General features: G+C 57.2%; 10 protein-coding genes. 3 read left to right on the top strand and 7 right to left on the bottom strand.

Going from position 1 to position 20,398, the window contains the following annotated elements; all coding sequences use genetic code 11:
- Nucleotides 1-28 precede the first annotated feature (28 nt).
- The 3 genes from LOC70_RS07035 to LOC70_RS07025 all read right to left on the bottom strand — a co-directional run bounded on the left by LOC70_RS07035 (nt 29) and on the right by LOC70_RS07025 (nt 7,957).
- Entirely contained in the window at nt 29-5,368 is a 5,340-nt protein-coding gene (locus tag LOC70_RS07035) for a DUF1549 domain-containing protein (protein ID WP_255715648.1), read from the bottom strand.
- Nucleotides 5,369-5,536: 168 nt separating this feature from the next.
- Complete coding sequence (locus LOC70_RS07030) at nt 5,537-6,196, bottom strand: hypothetical protein (RefSeq protein WP_230252805.1); 660 nt, start codon at nt 6,194-6,196, stop codon at nt 5,537-5,539.
- Between the two features lie 381 nt (nt 6,197-6,577).
- The gene (locus tag LOC70_RS07025; protein ID WP_230252804.1) at nt 6,578-7,957 is read right to left on the bottom strand and encodes a hypothetical protein; all 1,380 of its coding nucleotides are present in this window, start codon (nt 7,955-7,957) and stop codon (nt 6,578-6,580) included.
- A gap of 422 nt (nt 7,958-8,379) precedes the next feature.
- Here LOC70_RS07025 and LOC70_RS07020 point away from each other — a divergent pair, with 422 nt between their 5' ends.
- Complete coding sequence (locus LOC70_RS07020; RefSeq protein WP_230252803.1) at nt 8,380-8,835, top strand: hypothetical protein; 456 nt, start codon at nt 8,380-8,382, stop codon at nt 8,833-8,835.
- A gap of 218 nt (nt 8,836-9,053) precedes the next feature.
- Here the strand turns inward: LOC70_RS07020 and LOC70_RS07015 are convergent, their stop codons facing one another.
- The gene (locus LOC70_RS07015; protein WP_230252801.1) at nt 9,054-13,628 is read right to left on the bottom strand and encodes a DUF885 family protein; all 4,575 of its coding nucleotides are present in this window, start codon (nt 13,626-13,628) and stop codon (nt 9,054-9,056) included.
- 213 nt (nt 13,629-13,841) lie between these two features.
- On the opposite strand from LOC70_RS07015, the gene LOC70_RS07010 reads away from it, so the two are divergent.
- Nucleotides 13,842-14,774, top strand: coding sequence for a proline racemase family protein (locus tag LOC70_RS07010; protein ID WP_230252800.1), 933 nt, complete (start codon nt 13,842-13,844; stop codon nt 14,772-14,774).
- An 856-nt stretch (nt 14,775-15,630) separates the two neighbouring features.
- Here LOC70_RS07010 and LOC70_RS07005 read toward each other — a convergent pair.
- Complete coding sequence (locus tag LOC70_RS07005) at nt 15,631-16,302, bottom strand: DUF3467 domain-containing protein (RefSeq protein WP_230252798.1); 672 nt, start codon at nt 16,300-16,302, stop codon at nt 15,631-15,633.
- Between the two features lie 323 nt (nt 16,303-16,625).
- Between LOC70_RS07005 and LOC70_RS07000 the strand changes: the two genes are divergently transcribed.
- Nucleotides 16,626-16,808, top strand: a complete 183-nt coding sequence (locus LOC70_RS07000) for a hypothetical protein (protein WP_230252796.1) — start codon at nt 16,626-16,628, stop codon at nt 16,806-16,808.
- Nucleotides 16,809-16,992: 184 nt separating this feature from the next.
- On the opposite strand, the gene LOC70_RS06995 is transcribed toward LOC70_RS07000, so the two are convergent.
- The gene (locus LOC70_RS06995) at nt 16,993-19,086 is read right to left on the bottom strand and encodes a hypothetical protein (protein WP_230252794.1); all 2,094 of its coding nucleotides are present in this window, start codon (nt 19,084-19,086) and stop codon (nt 16,993-16,995) included.
- Between the two features lie 75 nt (nt 19,087-19,161).
- Nucleotides 19,162-20,358, bottom strand: a complete 1,197-nt coding sequence (locus tag LOC70_RS06990; protein ID WP_230252792.1) for a PDZ domain-containing protein — start codon at nt 20,356-20,358, stop codon at nt 19,162-19,164.
- Nucleotides 20,359-20,398: the final 40 nt, after the last annotated feature.

Below are 20,398 nucleotides of genomic sequence, written 5' to 3'. Positions count from 1 at the left end.
CGGTTCGCATGTCACACGTCGAAATGAATCAGTGGTTGAACAGGAAGGCAGGCGAATTCACCAACGCCCAAACCAAATCTTCGGCGGCAGTCAAACGCGAATTGGCCAGTTGTTTTTTGGACCGTTCGACGTTGGCTCGCAGCTCGACCAAAGACGGATCCACCGGCGTTTCGGGTTCGAACCGTTGGCGACGTTTTTCCAGCGAGACCAACTGCTCGTCTTTCGGCAGAGGTTTCTTGGCTTGGTTCACGGCGTCGCGAGCCGAGCGAATCTTGTCGTTGGTCGCTGCAACGTACGCCTCCAACGGTTTGGCAACACCTTCCGATCGCTGCTCCGTTGGCGTTGCTGCCGCGGCCGCGAAAGATTCGGGCAAACCAAGTGGCAACTCACCTTCGGCGGTGGTCACGCTGATTCGGAATCGTCCCAGTTGATGTTCTTTCGCGTTGTGGTTTTGTGCGATTTCAAAACGCAATCGAGTCTTGTCCTCCGCCTGGATCGGCTCGGCGAACTGGAACGTGGCCCAGTGTTGATGCCCATTGGCACCTGAGACCGCCCAAGCATTCTGGTTACCCGCATTGCCGTCGAAGGTCTGTTCGATCTTGAAACCGTTCTGCAAGAAGTCCGCCGAGGCTCGAGCAATCTTTTGCTTCGGCAGATCTTTCGACTTTGCCTTGGCATCGGCCCCCGCTTTCACGGTGATCTCGGTCACCACGAAGTTGCCCGCTCGGCCGGGCCCATTCTGTGGCAAGCTCGGATCGGTCAACGCTTCGACTCGGAAGCCCGTGATGTTCGTGAGTTGAGTCTCAAACTCCACCGTGTAGACGCCATTGCCCTGTTTGCCGCTGGCCAAAACGCTCCGATCCGGTTGAACTGACAACGTGGCCTGATTGCTCGCGGACAAACTCTTCGGTAGCAGCGGATACCACTCCACATCGGATTGCTTTTCCTTGAGGAAGGCATCGACGTGGCTTGGTAGCTTGTCTTCTTCCCCCGCCAGCTTCTTTTGAGCGGCTTCGATTTTCGATTGCCGATCCGCTTCCATCTTGGCACGTTCAACAGCGATGGCCTCGGTCCTGGCCGCGATGTCAGCCGCCAATTTGTCCAGCATCTTTTTGCGTGCATCTTCTAATTGCGGGAATCGCTCTTTCCAAGCCTCTTCCGCGGAAGCCAAACGCTTCACCAACGCTTCGTGATCACCAGCGATCTGCTGATTCATCGAAGCGAACGCCGCTCGCTCTTCTTTCGCGGGATAACGTCCCAAGGCACGCAAGAAGATTTCTTCCACGACCGCCGCATCTTCGGAATGCTCGGCGACAATCTTCTCTAGTTCGTTTTTCGGGTCACTGATCGCGGTGCCGATGGTTGGGCCGCTGATCAATGCCATGACTGGACCGAGCTGCAAATCCGTGCCTCGTTCACATTCACACGCCGTTTCGCGAACGGGGCGCCCAAGGTTGGCCAAGAACCCGTCGGTAAGCGAAACACCGGAATCCGTCGCGGCGGCGGCTCGTGTCCCAGCCGGCATGCCAGGAATCTGACTGGTGGCCCCGGTCAACGCGTGCACCGAATCGTAGATCACCTCCGCCGGCAAACGTCGGGGTGTGGCGTGCGAGTAGTTCAGATGGTCATCGTCGTTCCACTGATTCGACTCGACCGACAACTGATACGTCCGCGAACTGACGATGGAACGCATCAACTGCTGAGTGTTGAAATTCGACGCGATGAACTCTTCGGTCAAGTGGTCCAGCAACTGCGGATTGGTCGGCGGATTGCCCGCGCGAATATCATCGATGGGCTCAATCAAGCCGACGCCAGTCAGATAGCCCCAAACGCGGTTCACGTATGACCGAGCGAAATACGGGTTGGTGGGGTCCGTCATCCAACGGGCCAGCTCTTCGCGGCGAGTCGGCGGATCACTCGCGTGAGTCACCAGAGTCTGACCGGTCGCTTCACCCGATTGGACATCGGACACCTGATTCGTCTCGGGTGAGTCAGCCGGTTCCGCCGGCGAAGCACTCAGCAACTCATAGGGGAACGACGGAACGACGTTTTCACCCGTTCGGCCGTGCTGAACTTCCTTGTCAGAATTGTCCGCGATGATCTCATACAACGGCGTCGCACCTTCGACCGCCGTGCCACCAATTTTCTTGTTGCCCGATTCCGGATCCTTCGTGCGATTCACTTTTGCGAAATATGCCGCCAGCTCGTAGTACTGGTCCTGCGTCCAACGTTCAAACGGATGGTCGTGGCATTTGTTGCAATTGAACCGGATCCCCAGGAACAGGTGCGTGGTGTTTTCCATCGTGTCCTCCGGTGTGCGAAGGACCTTGTAGTACGAGGCGGCTGGATTGGCTTTGTTCGAACCCGAAGCGGTCAAAATTTGATAGGCGAATTCGTCGTACGGTCGATTCTCCTGCACCGCATCGCGAATCCAATCTCGATACAGTTTGGTGCCTTCGACTCCCAAGAATTTTCGGTTCACCTGCAACAGATCCGCCCACTTGTTGGTCCAAAACTCCACGAAGTCTTTGTTGCCAATCAGCTCGTCGATCATGGCTTGGCGTTTGATCCGCTGCGGCGTCTGGTCGGCCAAGAATTCTCGCACGGTGTCGCTGGTCGGCGGTAAACCGGTCAAATCCAAGTGCAACCGTCGTAGGAAAGTCGCGTCGTCGGCCAAATCGCTGGGCACGATCTTCATGCGGTCCCATTTCTGGGCGACCAATTCATCAATGCGTCCCCAAGTTTCCGCGTCGGCTTGCTCATATCCCGCACGATCACCCATCACGGTCAGCGTTGTCGCGGCGTAGGCACCTTCGTACCGAGCCAACACGGGTGCTTCCCCGCGTCGAACGGCTTGCAGCATACCGCCGGCCTGAGTCGTCGCGACTTCGGTGTTGCCGGAGTTGATGAACGCCTCACGCGTCACATCTCGCGTGGTCCCGTCCGCATAAGACGCGACGATCCGAACCTGCTGTTTCGCGTCCGTGGATTGAACGACTGGATTGCTTGGGAAGATCTCCAATGCTGTCACACGAGGCGTTTCCAGATCCAACTGAGATCCGTCCGCGATCCAGCGATGCAACACCGCGTGATAGGGATCCCCCTTGGACATCAACGTGCCACCCTCGTGCGGCGTGATCCCCAACGGCTTTCGCAACATCATCGAATCATCCGGCGCCGATGGATTGATTCGGCGAGCAGCCAAATCATCAGTCAACGCTCGTAGATCAAAAATGGGGTCATAACCGCGAAGCGACAAACGAAAACCGTTCTTGCCCTTTTGCGCCCCGTGACAGGTTCCTTGGTTGCAACCCAATCGAGACAGAACCGGGTTCACGTCGCGAATGAAGTCGACGGAGGAATCTGATTGCCCGGTCACCACGACGGGAACGGAAACCTGATGCTCGCCGAAAGAAACCACCAAGTCGGTGGAACCGTTCCGTTTCGGTCGAATCAATCCAGAGGACGAGCAACCGTAAGACTCATCGCCAGACACCTGAACCATTCGTGTGACGTCGATCGTTCCGCCATCTCGCATCGTTCCGGTCGCGACCAACTGAGCGTAGGCATAGGGAGAACGAAGCTCGATCTCACTTGGAACCACCGACAACGTAACCAACTCGGATGGGTCGATTGCGGTTTCTGGTTGAGCGTCGTCGTTCGCGTTGGCTTCGGCGAACTCGCTTCGATCAGCCAACTTCAACGGGTTCGCATCGGGGTCGGATGCAACTTTTTCGTCGGACTGGTCTGCCTCTTCATCCGTCTCAGGCACCGCCGCGAATTCGTGAAGCAGTTCGCCATCGTTACCAAGATGACGGATCTTGCCATCGTTCGCGGCCAAGAAGACTTCGCCTTGGTCCGTCAACTCCATCGCATACGCCGCGGCATTTGGCAGATGGTACTGCAGCGTCTGGGTGACCGTTTGATTGACGGATTCTTCGACCTTCTTCTTCTCTTCCGCGGATCGATTCGCGACACGTTTGCCGAGGATGGCTTTCAATTCGTCAGTCAAGTCTCCGGTAAAGTCGTACTTCCAAACACGGACCTCGGATTGGCCATCGATCGTCGCGACGGCAGCCAAATGCGTTCCCGCCGGGTTCACCACGACTTGGCGAATCCGTCCGTTGAGTCGAGGCAGATTCCGCACCAAGTTTGCGTCATCGCCAATTTGACGTTTGGTTTGTCGAAAAACACGATAAACCTTCGCGACACCGTCTGCTCCGCCCACCACGATCTCGTCTCGTGAAGGGTGAACCGCGACGCTCGAAAGACCGCCGGACAGAGCCCCCGGTGTGATCGAGGTCACGTTGTCGATGAAGCGTTCGGTCTCGACCTCCGTCAGCTTGCACGTCATGTCTCGCGCGACGGAGACCAAATGTTTGCCGTCGCTCGTGAAGACCGTGTCACGAATCCAATCTTCGTGGGCACCTTGGAACAAACGCTGCTCGCCGGTCGACGCATCCAATCCACGGATCGTGTTGTCGTTCGCTCCGATAGCGATCATCGTGCCGTCGGGCGACCACGACAAACCGGTGATCGTGTCGTAGGTCACCAGACGTGAAAGCAACAACGTTCCATCGTCCGTGTTCCAAACCTGCAACTCGCCTCTTTCCCCCGGCACACCCCCCGCGACGGCGATGCGTTTTCCGTCCGGTGAAAAGCGAACGGAATTGATCCGAGGCGACATGCCAACCAAACGCTGGGTGACATTGCCAGTCGTCGGGTCCAACAGGCAAACTTCATGGTAGCCCGCGATCGCCAGCGTCTTTTGGTCGGGCGACAAATCGATCGATGGCAACGTGGGAGCACCGGCGTAGATCGGCGGGTGTTCAGCGTCAAAACGCGGGCCACTGTCCTCGGGCGAATCGTCCCGGGCACCTTGATCGATCCAGCGACGGATCGTGTCGACTTCGCTTTCGTGCAGCGGCTTTTGTGGTGACTTAGGCATTTCCGCCACGCCATCATGAGACGTGATCAGATTCACCAAATAGCTGGCATCCGCATCGCCGGGAACGATCGCTGGATCCCCTGACTCACCGCCGCGAATCATCGCATCAAAGTCAGTCATCAGGTATTCGCCGAGCTGCTTGGCTCCTTGATGACATCCGAAACAATTGCTTCGCAGGATGGGCAGCACGTCCGCGTGGAAGCTGACCAGAGTCTTCTCTGCCGGCGGGACGACTTCGTCGGCGCTTACTCGCTGCGTTGAGACATCGCCAACGAGACCGAGGGCGATGCAAAAGAAAAGTCCCGCAACGGCTAGTAGGTGGGGAAGAGGGGATCGCGGTGACCGAGTGGACAACGTGATCAATGCAACATCTGTCACGACGAAATTCCTTCCAGCAAATGCTTGGGGACGAAAATTCATCGCCGATCCGAATCAATCCCGGGGATGAATCGATTCGGTAGCCGTTGGGGAGGGTGGCAGGCGGGAGCGGGGCTGATCCCCGCGTAAGCCTAGATTAATGGAGCACCTTGGTTAGGTCAAGGAACGGTGGGTCGCGAATTTGCCACAAAAATTCGACGTTTCACCGACTCAACGCTTCAGAAGTCCACTGACGGGTGCGACAAAAACCGGATCAGCAATCGGATTTCGGATCGACGACTGGTCATTCAGATCCAACACGTCGTCCTGGGCCCCCGGTTCGGGCAGAACGGATTCCAGTTCATTGGGACTGGGGGCACGAATCGTTTCCGCTTCTTCGACCAACTCCGCTTCTTCGTTCAACAAAGCGTTTTCGTCGAGCATCACCGGTTCTTCGTACCCGCCCATGGTCTCGTCCGTGACTGCCGACTTGGATTGCCGCGGGCCAACGGTCAACACTTCCCATGGCTTGGGATAGAAGTAGTGCTGCTCGACGCGTTGAGGCGGGCAGTGCTTGCCGTGCATCAATCCCTTCACGCCGTTGTTGTCGTAAAGTCCCAACGCTTCGGCACGCCGCCACGCCATGGCTTCTTGGCTGGACGGAGCGATGATCGCTGCGGTTTTGCCGCCCAGATACGTGGGGCGGTTGTATTGCCGACGATAGGATTCAGGCAACCGATTGCCGATTGGTCCGATGACGTCGATTCGCTGAGCCCCATCGGGACGAAGCAACGGAAACGGCCAATCCGCTTGGCACAGGGACGCCGCCCCGTTTGCCATGCAAGCAACCAACAATCCAGGGACGAGCGATCGAAACGAAATGGCTTTCATTGGGCTACCGGCAATGCTTCCTGCGAAACCGAACGGGGATACGTCGCGAATCCGTTGCGACAGGCTTGGAATCGTCGCAATCGATCGCTTCGGACCAATGCGAACTTCGTTTCACGCATCGCACGCAACAGGCAGACTTCACGGGCCAGAGAACCTGTGACGGTTGCTGAGAGTTTTCGTCCGGTGGAACCGGACCTACGTTCGGGAGCTGAACGGTGACACCGCGCTCAGTCGTAGGTTGGCCACTCTTGGCCGACATCCGCCCGCACAACTCAGCCTCATTCGTCCCATGCCACCGAACGTATGCGACAGCGTAATGCGGAGCAGCTCAGTCCGGTGGAACCGGACCTACGTTCGAGAGCGTGAAGTGTGATCCCGAGCTCAGTCCACTTGAAAACAGGTTTGCAGCAGCGACGCCATTTCGCGACCGGCGTAGCAAGAACGCTTGTAGTATTCCTCTTCCGAATGAGCCTTGCCAACCGTGGGAGAACAATCGTGCGAACGAACGGGCAACACCGTGCCGTCATAACGTGCCGCGAAACGTGTTGGGCCGGTGTATCCCAACGCTCGCACACCACGAATTCGTGAAATGAGCCAGTAATTTTTCAGGATCGCATCGCGTTGGTTGTACAGCAGCACCAGACGATTCATGTTCTGTGTCGCCATGCGGTGATAACCGCGCGACGTCAGCCAATCACTTTGAACCGCAGGAGCCAACAAACCCACGTCGATGTTGGCCGCGATGACGGGCTCGTTGGGCAATTGCCGCCGGCCCAAAACGCCGCCCGCCAAAGCATGCAAACTTCCCGTGACGATCCGACCACCGAAGCTGAATCCGATCAATGCCGTGGGTTGCCCCGCCGCCACGTGATGATGCAACAACCATGCGAGATACAAACCTTGCGCGTCGGTGCGTTCCGCCTTGATCCGCGCGTCCGCCACCGCGAAGGTTTCGCGATCACTCTGCCAACTCCAAATGACAAAATCCATCGGGGTCGAATCCAACCGATTGCATTGCAATTCACGAGCGACGTTCAACCCGCGTTCGATGGCCAACGGAGCGGAGCGTCGGTTCCCGTGCACGTAGATGACTCGCGGCCGAGACGGATCGAACGTCGCCAGATACTCTTCCAAACTGGATGGCGTGGTTCGCCCACAACGGTTCAGTCGCGAAATGTGCAGCGACGGATTGATCAAATTGGCTCGACACGCGGTACTGGTGATGTGTCGCGTGCTGATCAACCAATACCGATCGCTCGACAAAGACTCTCGCAGCGAAGAGGGCGTCGGCAAACAAATTGCATTCGGTGACAAGTCGCTGGTAGACAAAGATGCTGTTGGCATCTGCGACGCAGAGGGAAACTGCGTCGCGTGCACCGAAGTTGAAATGGCAACGGACTGAACTTGGTTGTGTTGCAGCGTCAAAGCGGGAATTGCAAGCGGCTCCAACTCTTCGTCTGCATTCTGCTCCACCAACTTTTTCGCGGCGATGGTGCCGGTGGAAGTCCACTGACTGGCATCCGCAAGCGACAAGGGCTGCGATGACTCCGCTTCCGCCATCAACCGGAAAGGTTCTGCGGCTCTGGCATTGCGATCACCCAAAGCGCCGTTGGTCGCAGCCACCAAACAACACAGTCCGACAATTGCCCAGGTGACCACCGGTCCACGCTGCAACCAAGTGGCACGTGGTGGATCCACGACACGTCCCGAGTGGCGTTGTAAAAAGCTGCCCGATGATCGGCCTGGTGAGGTCACGGTCATGAGCGTGGAAGATTCGAGTTTGGTGGGGAGCGGCATCATGCGAACAATCAAACGGGTCGTATGAATCGTGCGGGGCGTCCAAGCTACCACGGGCCGTTGCAGGCGGGGAATGTGGCGTTTTGTCAACAAATTGTTGCCCAAAATCTGCACGTTGCATTTGCACAACGCGCAGAGCGTCCTACTTTTGAGTGGTCTTGATGCCAAGGCCAACGTTTAGGCTCGGTTTGTCCGTTAGGACCACCTTGCCCGATCCGCCTGCTTTGCCAGTCAAGGAAACTCTGATGACAATCCGAACTCTAACGCTCCTGACGCTCGTGACGGTCTCGGTTACCTCGACCGGCTGCTCGGGAATGCGAAACTTCTTTTTCGGCCGCGGTGCCAACTGCGGTCTTTGCAATCGAGTTGGCGCGATTGGGCGCGCCGTGAATCCCTTTGCTCCTCCACCGCCACCTTCGGCCGGCGGGTGCAACACGGGCTCCTGCGGTTTGTTCAACCGCGGCCAAGCCGTTGTGCCACCGCCCGTGGTCCCACAACAACCGGTTTACACGCCGGCACCTGCTTACGTTCCTTATGCAGCACCGCAAGCGTCTGCCGGAACCTGCACCACGTGCCCACCCGTGCAACCGTACGTGGGTGATGGTTGCGGTGGCGAATATATGTCGAGTTCATCCGGCTACTACGAAGGCACCGTCGACCCGTACTTGGGCAGCGGCACCATCGGCTACGGCGAAACCATCGTCCCCGGTAGTTACTCCGATCACGGCGTGATGCAAGGCGATTCGTTCGGCCCACGAGTCATGTCGAATCGATATGACATCCACGGCGACGAAATCATTCACGCCGACCCATTGCCGCCCGGTGCACAACTGGTCGACTGAGACTTCCATCAGCAATCACGGTTCTCATGACCGAAATGTCACGGGAACCGAACATCATACGAAGACTCGTGGGTTTGCTTTCAATCGATTGCAAGCCCATGAGTCTTTTTGCATTTGCTTGCGGCCATTCCTGCAACGAACGCCGGCAGTGACTGCACGTATCTTTGAGAGATCACTGGCTGACGTCACAGGCTGGCAGCCTGTGCTACGACAGCGGGTCAATCGTTTTGGAAACGCCACATTGGCGGCGCCTCTTTTTGTAGCGGCTCGTCTAACAACACTTGCTTCAACATCGCGATCGGCAACACGCCCGCTTTCATGATCGCGTCATGGAATTCTCGTTCTTCCATCTTGCCCGACAAAACGATTTCGCGGTGCAACTGACGAATCTGCAACGCGCCCAGCATGTAGGCGGCTTGGTAAAGCGGAGGATAGCTTGTTCCAATGCTACGCCGAACCTCTGCGGTCGCGTTGCGTCGCTCGAACCCGACGTTGTCCACCAAGAAGTCAACACATTGGTCGGGCGAAAAACGCCCCAGGTGGAAATTCAATGAGAAGATGATCCGTGCACAGCGGTGAGCCCGCCACACAAGCATTCCCATGCGTTCCTCCGGCGTTCGTGCGAATCCGTCGTCATACAGTTTTAGTTCCCAATACACCGCCAAACCCTCCAGCCAGAACGGCGTTCGCATTCGATTGCGATGCGATTGGTAGCGATCATTCATGAACATCTGCAAATGGTGACCTGGGATCAACTCGTGATGCACGGTCGCTCTTGCGTAGCCAACATTGTTTCCACGCAGACTCTGACGCTTGTCGCTGGGTGACATCTCCGACGTCGGAAACGAAACGCTGATCACTTCGCCGCCGGTGAAGAACGGATTCACTTTCTGACGTTCCGGCGTCATCATGATCATCCGCCAGCAATAATCAGCGAACGAGGGGACGGTGATCCAGTCGCGTTTCTGCAGCCAGTCGACTGATTCTCGCGCCATCTTACCAATCAGCACCGGCTGCTGACCGGGCGGCACGTGTTGGTTCTTCATCCGCTCCACGGCGGCTTTCCAATCGTCGCCGAGCCCCATGTCCTGGGCAACTCGAACCATCTCGGCTCGAACAATCGCGTATTCGCGTTCCGCCAACTCGATCAGTTCTTCTGGCGAATGATCGATGAATTGACGCCGCAGCTCCAATTCAATCCGTTCGCGACCGACCGGAGTGCCGGACAAGTCCTTTTCCACGGACGAGGTTGCGGGCGGCAATTTTTCACCGGTCTCTTGAATACGTTTCCGTCCCCACTGCGTGGCGACTTCCGCATTCAACAGATGCCAATCGATCTGATCTTGAATGGACCAATCATCGAACGACGTGCCATTCCACGAAAGTTCTTCGAGTTCCTTGGTCCATCGAGCAAGTGATTGTTCGCTGCGATCACGATTCTCACCACGGCGAAAAAAGCGGCGCGTCACGGCTGGCATGAATGTCGTTTCTCGCTCCATCCAATCTCGGATGGGTGGATAAGCGTCACCGAACACGAACGTCTTCGGGCCGCTTGGCAATGGAACGTTGCCGCTTGCCGCCGTCTCAGCATGTTGGTCGGTCAGGTCTTCGTCCAACACCAGCGTCTTGGTCCACTGCTCCAGTTTTTCGTCCGTTTCGTTGGCCAGATCCAACACCCACCAGTTGAAGTCCGGATGGTAGCCTTCGTAGAACGTTTTCCATGACCGGTACGATTCCAACAAATCGTTGGCGGCATCCAGCACTGGTTGGCTGACCGCGATGGACTTTGGCTCGTTGCCTTCCAAACTCAACGCAATCGTTTCCGTCATGTTTTCCACCACCGCAGCCATGGCTTGCCCGTTCAACGTTTTCACGCGGTGCGAAAGGTTGGTCAAATCGATCAATTGACCGGCGAACGGCGCGAGTTCGCTGATTCGTTTCGCAGACAACTTGTCCGACCGAATCGCCAACAATTCTTTTTCCACATCGGCGGCGATCGCTTTGGCAATCTCCATGTCAGCGTCGCTGAGTTTCTGCTCGTCTTCGATCTTCATCGCCGATAGCAACTCACGATCCCACGATTGCAAAAACGCGGTCGTCTGTTCGAAACGTTCCTGCGAAATGCGGATCGGTAAGCGCCGCTTCAACGTCGCCAAGTCCGTTTGGAAATGGTTTTGAATCTCCATCCAAGCGGTCTGTGGTTGCAACTGTTCCCAGTCGATCAGCTTTTTCGCCACCGATGAGTCGGCATTGGAAGATTCCGGTCCATCGTCGCCGTCAAACGCACTCCCCGGTCGCAGTTTTTCGATGAAGAAGTCCAACGTTCGTCGTTTGCCATAGGCACCACCGTCGCTGTGTCCAACGCCAGGCATGACCAACAAGTCAAAGTCCTTGTTCGCCTTGATCAACGCGTCCGCGAAACGGAGCGTGGACTCGGGTGGAACGTTGGTGTCCATCTCGCCAACGATGAGGAACAAGTCGCCTTTCAAATTGCCAGCGTTGTCGATGTTGCTACTGGCGGAATAGTGATCTTCGACGGGATAACCCATCCATTGTTCGTTCCAAGACGCTTTGTCCATCCGATTGTCGTGACAACCGCACGCAGCGACACCGGCATCGTAGAAGTCGCCATGGAACAACAACGCCGATCCCGTGTTTTGACCGCCGGCGGACGTGCCAAAGATTCCGACTCGTTCCAAATCCATCGCGGGATGCTCTTTCGCCAGTGCTTTCATCCAAGCAATGCGATCGGGGAATCCCGCGTCCTTCAAGTTGTGCCAACAAACGTCGTGAAATGCTTTGGATCGGTTGGCGGTTCCCATGCCATCGATCTGCACCACGATGAAACCGGCTTTTAAGTAATCACGGTGCCAAGCTGCCGAACGAAATGATTTGGGAACGTGCGAATCATGCGGCCCCGCGTAGATGTACTCGACCACGGGATATTTTTTGTCCGTGCTCGGATCGTAGTCCTCAGGAAAACACGCCAATCCCCAGATATCCGTTTCTCCATCGCGTCCCTTGGCAGAGAAAACGGTTGGCAGATTCAGTTCTGCTCCCTCAGGCGAAACGGATGCCGTCGCGAGTGTTTGGATCAGCTTGCCATCCGCCGAACGAAGTTCATGCACCGGCAAAGAATCGACTCGTGAATGAGTCACCACCAAACGATCGCGTTCCGGCGAGAAAACTGCGGAGTGATTGCCGTCGGCTTCGGTGAGCAACGTGAAGTTGTCGCCACTGAAATCGACGCGAGCGTAGTGTTTCAGATACGGGTCTTGATTGGGATAAACGCCGCTGACCACCAAATCGATCACTCGGTTTTCTTCGTCGATGTGATCGATTCCACGAACGACGAACTCTCCTGCGGTGATCGGTCGAATCGCGTTTTCATCCGCCGGATCCTTTTTCAGATCGACGAGATAAAGATGTTGATAACCGTCCTTTTCGCTGACCCAGATGACTTCATCGCTGCTTTCCAGATACGTCCAACGGGGCAAGTCCGTTTTGTGAGTCGTCCAAATGAACGTGTCCGATTCTTCGTTGATGACGGTATCGACTTCTCCTGCCAACGCGTCGACGAGGAACAGTCGAAACTGTTGATGCCCGCGCTGCGTCGCCGCCAACAATCCGCGATGCGGCCCCGCCCAACGAAACCTCCAAAATCGCTGAGACAACCACGGCAAGTCCAACGCAACCTCTTCGCCAGTCTCCACGTTGAACGCCAAATGTTGAACCTGATCCACCGGATCGCCGGGTAGCAGATAAGGTCGTGAACTGAGTTTTGCTCGCCCGCCTTCTTTCGGTGACGATTCGACCAAGTGCACCTGCTGAGTCTCGTACGGAATGACGGCGCGCACCATCACGACCGTTCCATCGGGTGACCACTGAGGCGACTGCAATTCGATCGACTTCGCTTCGTCACGAACTTTGTCGGCAAACCTTTCGGCCAGAGTCGACTCTTCGATCAACGTCTGCCATTCGGTGTCTTCACCCTCGGTGTTGCGACGCTGCAGCTTTCCATCCTTCAAACGAATTGCGATGGGGAACTCCGCCGGAGTGTTGACGCCTTCGTTCCAATTCTGATTCCCGGGGCGTCGCGAACCTCCACGACGTCGAGGAGACGCGCCGCGTTCTGGTTGAACAAACTTCGCTGGCTCTTCAATCACCACTCGTGTTGGTTCGACTTCCGCAACGAAGTAACCAAACTTCGTCTCGCCGTCGCCGATCAGTTCCCAAACGTGTCCTGCGTAGGTTGTGCGAATCAACGTTTCGCCGGCTTTAACCGCACCATACCCAACGCGTTTGCCCGTGCTGTCGACCCAAAACAGTTTCAGTGTTTGGTCCGCGTGGTTGATGAAGGTGATCTCGGTATCCGCATCCGATGCTCGTCCAGATCGCGGTGTGCGTCCGCCTTTCAAAACGGCTTCTCGAGTCGCGTCGCTGTCTCCCGGGTCGACCTCTTTCATTTCGCCCGATGCCGCATCCACTCGGATACTGGTCGACGTTCCGTCTGGGTTCTGGCGGCGAAACCAAAACGAGTCGTTGTCGGACCAATGCGGGGTGAGCGTTTGCTGGATCACTCGGGCCGGTTGCGACTTCGCTCGCGGTGATGAATCGCCCCCGTTTTGTGCATTTGCGAATTCTGCCGTGCTTAGCCAAGCAACGGAAACGCCCGCAAAGAGTGCAACACAGCGAAACAAATTGGCTTTCAAGACGCATCGACCTTGACGATCGGAAGCGGCAAATGAGTCATGCAATTCGGCGGGCATCCGATTGTGGAACGTTTGATTCATGTCTATATGTTCTGTTCGTTCGTCTTAGTCCGAGCGTTTTGGTTCACTGCGTCGGCAGATCGAATCGATCAAGCTGTCGCAGGCCGGATTGAAATCCATGGACTTCGCGGGCACCGACTCACTGTAGTTGAGTCAAATCACGCCGGGCGTTCCGGACACAGATTCCTTGCTCAATGGCGAAATCCCTCACCTACCTCCGTTGCTTTGGGAACGATGATGCTGCCTGAACGCGTTCAAGTCTTGGATTCACACACCGGCGGTGAACCCACGCGATTGGTAATCGGATTGGAAGACACTTTGCAGGGCCAGTCGATGACGGCGCGGCGTCTGTATCTGAAGGAACATTTCCAAGAACTTGGGGCCCCCATCGTCAACGAACCGCGCGGGAACGACATCATCGTGGGGGCTTGGTTGTGCCCCGCAGTGGATCCATCCTGTTTCGCTGGCGTGGTGTTCTTCAACAACGTGGGAGTGTTGTTGATGTGCGGTCACGCGACGATCGGACTGGTCGCCACTTTGGCTTGGCAAGGATTGCTCGCCCCGGGAACGCATCGATTGGAAACGCCGGTCGGCGTCGTGGAAGTCACTCTGCATGACGACCTTCAAACGGTTTCGTTTGAGAACGTGCCGAGCGAACGCTATCAAGCCGACGTGCCGCTGCGAGTGGCCGATGCAACCTCGATTCCGACCGCAAGCATCACTGGCGACATCGCCTACGGAGGCAACTGGTTCTACTTGGTTGAGAACCACGGGTTGGACCTGGACCTGACTCACGTGGACAAGTTGATGGCCGCGACGTTGCAGATCAAAGCGGCGCTGCGTGACCAAGGCATCACGGGACGAGACGGTGCCGAGATTGATCACGTGGAATTGGTTGGGCCATCGGAAACGGCCGATGCAAAGAACTTTGTCCTGTGTCCCGGCAACGCGTATGACCGTTCGCCTTGCGGGACGGGGACCAGTGCCAAAGTCGCTTGTCTCGCGGATGCGGGCAAGTTGCGACCTGGCGAAGTCTTTCATCAAGAGTCCATCACCGGCAGCCGTTTCGAAGCCACCTACCGACGCGGTGAAAACGGCGAGATCATCCCGCGTCTGACCGGCTCCGCCGAAGTTGTCGCAGAAACCACGCTGTTGTTTGGTGGTTGAACGACCTTCCTAGCCGATCGGCGTTCGCCGCGGTTGGCCCGTTCGTCCCAAACCTTCACCACACCACCGAACGGCAAAACGCTCCTAATCGACCCCCATACGCACCGCCGTAGCTCGCTTCGCTCGGTACGGCTACGGGTGGCTCGGCCGATCGGTGGTCACTCGGTTGGTGCCGGGATGGCGAGGCGTGCGACAGGGCAACCGGTGCTAACGCACTGCGGCTATGAAGTGCGCTCAATCGTCGATCTGCCTTCGATGAAAAATTAAAATAATCAACCAACCCCATAGCCGATCGGCGTTCGCCGCGGTTGGCCCGTACACCCAATACCTTCACCGTGCCATCGAACGACGAAACGCACCCAATCATCACCAAACGCGCACCGCCGTAGCTAGCTTCGCTCGATACGGCCTACCGGTGGCTCGACCGATCGGAGGTCACTCGGTTGGTGCCGGGATGGCGAGGCGTTCGACGTGGCAACCGGTGCTAACGCACTTCGGCTATGAAGTGCGCTCAATAGTCGATCTGCCTTCGGTCAAAAACCTAAACAATCAACCAACCTCCTAGCCGATCGGCGTTAGCCGCGGTTGGCCCGTTCATCCCAAACCTTCACCGCACCATCGAGCGGCAAAACGCTCCCGATCAAAGCCCAACACGCACCGCCGTAGCTCGCTACGCTCGGTACGGCCTACCGGTGACTCGGCCGATCGGTGGTCACTCGGTTGGTGCCGGGTGGCGAGGCGTTCGACAGGGCAACCGGTGCTAACGCACTGCGGCTATGAAGTGCCCTCGATCAATCGCATCGCCAGGCCACTTGAACAATCCAACCACCGCGACCTCGCCATATCCAAACGAGATCTACTCGCCACTGTTTCCACGTCGTCGATCTTCCAATTGCTTCGTCGCTCCGCGCAACGAATCGAGCAACCTTGGGACTTGGCCAGCCGCCAGAAACACACGCGCACTCACGGCGGACTGCGGGAAAAAACTGGTCAAAAAATCCAGCCCAAACTCGGTGGCGCCGTGACCAATCATCACGCCGTTGGCATACGTCCCGCTCAGCACCTCATCGGGCAACTTCAAATCGTCATAGATTTCTTGCGGGGACGGGCGTCGTTGTTCAGCATTCGGATTGGGCGTCGGGGTTGGCATCATCGGCTCACCAAACCGACCTCGGTACAGATCCAAATTCTTTTGCAACGCGTCCACAAACTGAGGCATCACCGCGTGCGGAATCACGACCCGTACCGCCACCCGGTGGGGGCGACCGACCGTTTGCAAAAAATCCACAATGAATTCGCTGGGACCAGTCATCACGATCGCTCCCGTGCTGAAACAACCGCCGGCCACATGATCCGGAACGCGGGCTCGCACGGCGGGATTGTTCGCCTGCGGGTTGGCATTGGGCTCGCCCGGGTCCGGTTGCCCTTGGCCTTCCGGCTGACCATCACCGGGACGATTCTCATCCGCACCAGAGTCATCGTTGGCAGGGCCATCATACGGAGGCTCGAAGGGTGGTTCAGAACTCATCAGCAACGTTGGACTAGGAGGAAAACGATTGGACCATGGATCAGTCTATCCGTCTCAAGGCGATCTGTCGTCGGGACCAAGCCCCACAAATGGTGGGACGATGCGTTTGATTGGCAAGCTTGGCAAATGACAGAAAGATTCCGATTCTCCGACCAAAACGTACACCACCGTTCCGACAATTTGTTGGCCGCCGCGATTCAAACGTGATAAAACGGTCTCGCCGCCGTTGTCACGCGTGATGGTTTGGACTTGCGATCATCGCGCGCCATCCTAAGATGGACGAACTGTTAAGAACCCCCGTCATCCTTGTTGAGGTCCCCGTCGTGTTAACTGAAGCCACCATCGAACGCATGTTCCGCGAACTCGTCGCTGAACCAAAAAAGTGCACCGAAGAAACGTTCGATCAAGCCGAAGAATTGCTCGAGCGAGAACTGCGTGACGAAAGCCCGCTCCGTCACCGTTTGAGTGTTGAATTGGAAGAACTTCGTACCCTCGCTGCTAAGTAATCCCCTGCCGCCACCAGTTTGGCGGCCTGACGTTCGTCCCCACGTCGTCCCACCTCGTTGAGCCCACCCGCTCGGTCCGGTGCTCCGAGAAACCATCCATCGAAAAACGCCGCTGCATTCCGCCGCGGCGTTTTTTTATTGCCAGCGGTCCAGTTGAACGTCGCTCTGATCGAAAACGAGTCCGCTACAGTTCCGGACCGATGATCTTGGGCAACTGGCGATACAGGAACCGAGGCATCACGGCCAAGAAACAATCCGAAACCGGGTCGTGTTCAATCGCCAGACCAGCCCCCACCAAACGAGCCGATTCACGAATTCGATTCAGCACGTCATCGCGCCGCGGCCCCAGAGGCTCACTGTGCACCACGATCGGCAAACGGTCGTAGGTCGCCGCGGTTCCTACCCACCAATGTTCAGCGTCCACCATACGAACGTGCATGCCCATCGGCTGCAACGTTCGTCGCAGCATCTGCCCCGCCGTCACTTGGTCTTCCGGCAACCCCGCATAAGCCATCACCAATTGACCGGGCGACAATCGACGCCGCTGGGCATCGTTCCAATTGACAACGCAAGTGGCCGAGTTGACTCGCGCCGTCCGACGCAGCAACCCTGCCATCGCGATCGCGGTGTCCAACTGACCACCCGTTTTGCCTGCGTTCAGTTCGGGCCACGCCGGCGGCAATCCATCGGCGACCAACTGATCGTTGGGGCGATGCAGGTACTCCGCCGTCCAACGCGACATCACTTCATCCGACAAGCGCAATTCAATTCCACGCATCCGACGCAGCGATTCCGTGGCCAAGCATTCAAGGTGCCTCGCATCGCGAGGTTCCAACTCAACGGCTTCGGCAATTCGCTGCAACAACTCCGCAGCGGACGACTGTTCCTCGCCAAAGTCCACATGAGCGACAATGGGTTCCGTCTTCTGCAACAGGGTTTCCATCGGCACCTGCAACGCCAACCGATCGTCGCTGGTTTCGACCTCCAACCCGGCCTCCCGAGTGGCGTCGCCGATCAGCTTGCCGAATGTCGTCCACCCCTTCACGTTGGTGGCAACGGGTTGCTTCAAATCCAAACCCGCCAAATCCATCGATACCCAATCCAGTTGAATGGGAATCAAGGTCGCCTCGCCAATGAACAACACCAAGTCCGACAACGGATAACCTTGGGTGCTCAACGCCAAACGCATCTTCAACGAGTTCTCAATGTTGATCTCCTCCGGCGGAGTCGCGATCAGCATGGGATCCAAGAACTCTTCTGCGCCGGCGTCCAACACCACCTCATCCATCACAGGTGCCTCCGTCATGGGAGGAGCGTCCGGCGCCTTTCCAGGCATGTCGAGCAACATCTGAAATTGAGCGAACTCCGGCGGCAATTCCATCACCGATTCGGTCGGGCCCTCTGGATCGCCATCTGTCGTTGCCGTCCCCGGTTTGACAGGCTGATCACGTCCAAGCACCGCAGACGGCCCATCCAGCGGACTGCTCGGCAACAGATCACCAGGGATCAAATCCTCTGGCATTGGATCACTCGGCGCGGAATCATTTGCCAACGGGGCACCGGGGCCTTCATCAACGGAATCGACCGACGGATTCAAGTTCATCCCATCCGAAGGTTTGGACTCATCCGTCGATGCCGCATCCGTTGGTATTTCACCATCCGTGGTCGCGTCGTCACTCAGTTCGCCCGAGTTTTTATCCTCCAGATTCTCGCCAACCGGTTCGTCCGTGAGTTCTCCCGTCGGCATCGCTCCATCACCTTGATCCACCGCATTTTGCGAGGGTGGCACGGGCAAACCTGCCGTTTGATCGGGTGAGCGAAACCACAACACCGCCGCGGCCATCCCGCTGACGCTAACCAACGAGCCAACCACCCAAATCGCGGCGGACTTGGAGACACCGCGACGACGAGTTTGATACAGCTCGTTCGGATCAATCGTGGCATGCGAACTTTCTTCTTCGCCAATGCTTTCCGACATCGCCGAATCGTCGACAGGCGGCGGACCGCTATCCATCGTGTCGGGAGGTACCGTGGCGTGCTCCAACGCACTGGTTGGTAAATCACCAGTTGGTAAATCACCGGTCGACAAACCGGCTTCGGTCAACGCTTCGCTATCAAATGAATCGTCGCCCAAACTGACCTGCGACGGCGGCGCAGGCGTGACGGGCGGCGAGGTCGAGGCATGCCCCTGCTCAGCGGGCGCGTCAATCTGGACGAATGAATTGCACTTGGGGCAATTCACAATATTGCCGATCAGTTGAGGGTTAGTGACCTTCAACTTGGATTGGCAACTGACGCATTGAACAGCAAACGGTTGAAACGCTCCGCCAGATTTCTTCTCGTCAGCCAACGATCACTTCCCGCCCGCTTCGGCAATCATGCTCGACACTTCCACCGCAACCAACGAAGCCGGCAGCGCGTAACTCACAACCCGGCCCGCTCGCGCGATGTTGATGCCGACGATACGACCATCGGTGTCCAACAAAGGGCCACCGCATTGATCGGGGTTCAAAACCGTGTCGTGCTGCAAGACTTCTTCGAAACCGGACAACCGAATGTTGCGAGCACCGTTGACGCGAGCGTCGTTGGGTGACTCTTGAACGATCGCCGCTTCACGCATTTTCGCGGACAGTTCCTTGGTGTCCCCATCACGAACGATTGTTAGACGCACGATCTCGCCGGGAAACATTCGCTTCAAAGTCGACATCACCGCGTCTTTGTTGTTTTGCATCTCACCGTTGATCGCGATGATTCGATCACCGGACTCCAGTCCCGCCTCCGAAGCACTGCTGTTGGGCAAAATTTGTTCGACCTGCGCGCCGGCGGTCGACGAATTCGGGTTCAACTGAACGCCCAACATCCCACGGTGAGAAACCTTTCGCGGACCAGCCCCCGCCACACCCAAACCAATCACACGGTTGGTTCGATCGGGGCTGATCAGAAAGCTACCCACCACCGGAATCGTCGCGGTCAAGGTCACCGGCCGAAGCTCGGGCAGGTTGCCCGTGTTGTCGCGTTCGATGACCAACAACGCCAAATCGCTACGCCGTCGCACCGCGGCCACGCGAGCCGGGAACATGCGGCCGTCCCGCAATCGCACGCGGATCGGATCGTTGGAAAGTTCGCTGCGTTTCGTGATGACATAGGCGTCGCTGGAGGTGAACTGTGACGAAGCGACATTGCCTCCAGTCGTTGTCCGGTTCCCCAAGATTCCAACCACGCTGGCCTGGGACACCACGGTTCCCAATGCCACCGGCCGACCACCGCAAATGATTCCCACCACGCCGTCTTCGGCCCGCTCCGCGATCGGACGAACCAACTGCATCATTTCGCCGTTGTCTCGGCGATGCATGACTCGTTCGACCAAACGTTCCTGCAACCATGCGGGCACGGACGCTTCGTCTTGCGCAGTCACAGCCCCCGTCGATAACGCTGCGAACGCAAGCGTGCAGACCAACGTGCAATGAGTAGCAAATTTGTCGAGCAGTGTCTTCAAAACCGAGCCTCGTTGTGCGTCAAAGCGATTGAATAGGTCTTGGTTGCGTAACATGGAATCCACGTTGGCTGCGTTTGAAACGTTGTCTCTCAAA

The organism is Rhodopirellula halodulae (assembly GCF_020966775.1).
Lineage (GTDB): Bacteria > Planctomycetota > Planctomycetia > Pirellulales > Pirellulaceae > Rhodopirellula > Rhodopirellula halodulae.
Note: the sequence above shows the minus strand (reverse complement) of the source record. Positions and strands in the feature narration are given on the sequence as shown.

Excerpts from the sequence above, each read along its gene's own strand:
- LOC70_RS07035 (WP_255715648.1), bottom strand. The coding sequence starts at position 5,368 with ATGAATTTTCGTCCCCAAGCATTTGCTGGAAGGAATTTCGTCGTGACA.
- LOC70_RS07030 (WP_230252805.1), bottom strand. The coding sequence starts at position 6,196 with ATGAAAGCCATTTCGTTTCGATCGCTCGTCCCTGGATTGTTGGTTGCT.
- LOC70_RS07025 (WP_230252804.1), bottom strand. The coding sequence starts at position 7,957 with ATGACCGTGACCTCACCAGGCCGATCATCGGGCAGCTTTTTACAACGC.
- LOC70_RS07015 (WP_230252801.1), bottom strand. The coding sequence starts at position 13,628 with ATGAATCAAACGTTCCACAATCGGATGCCCGCCGAATTGCATGACTCA.
- LOC70_RS07010 (WP_230252800.1), top strand. The coding sequence starts at position 13,842 with ATGATGCTGCCTGAACGCGTTCAAGTCTTGGATTCACACACCGGCGGT.
- LOC70_RS07005 (WP_230252798.1), bottom strand. The coding sequence starts at position 16,302 with ATGAGTTCTGAACCACCCTTCGAGCCTCCGTATGATGGCCCTGCCAAC.
- LOC70_RS06990 (WP_230252792.1), bottom strand. The coding sequence starts at position 20,358 with ATGTTACGCAACCAAGACCTATTCAATCGCTTTGACGCACAACGAGGC.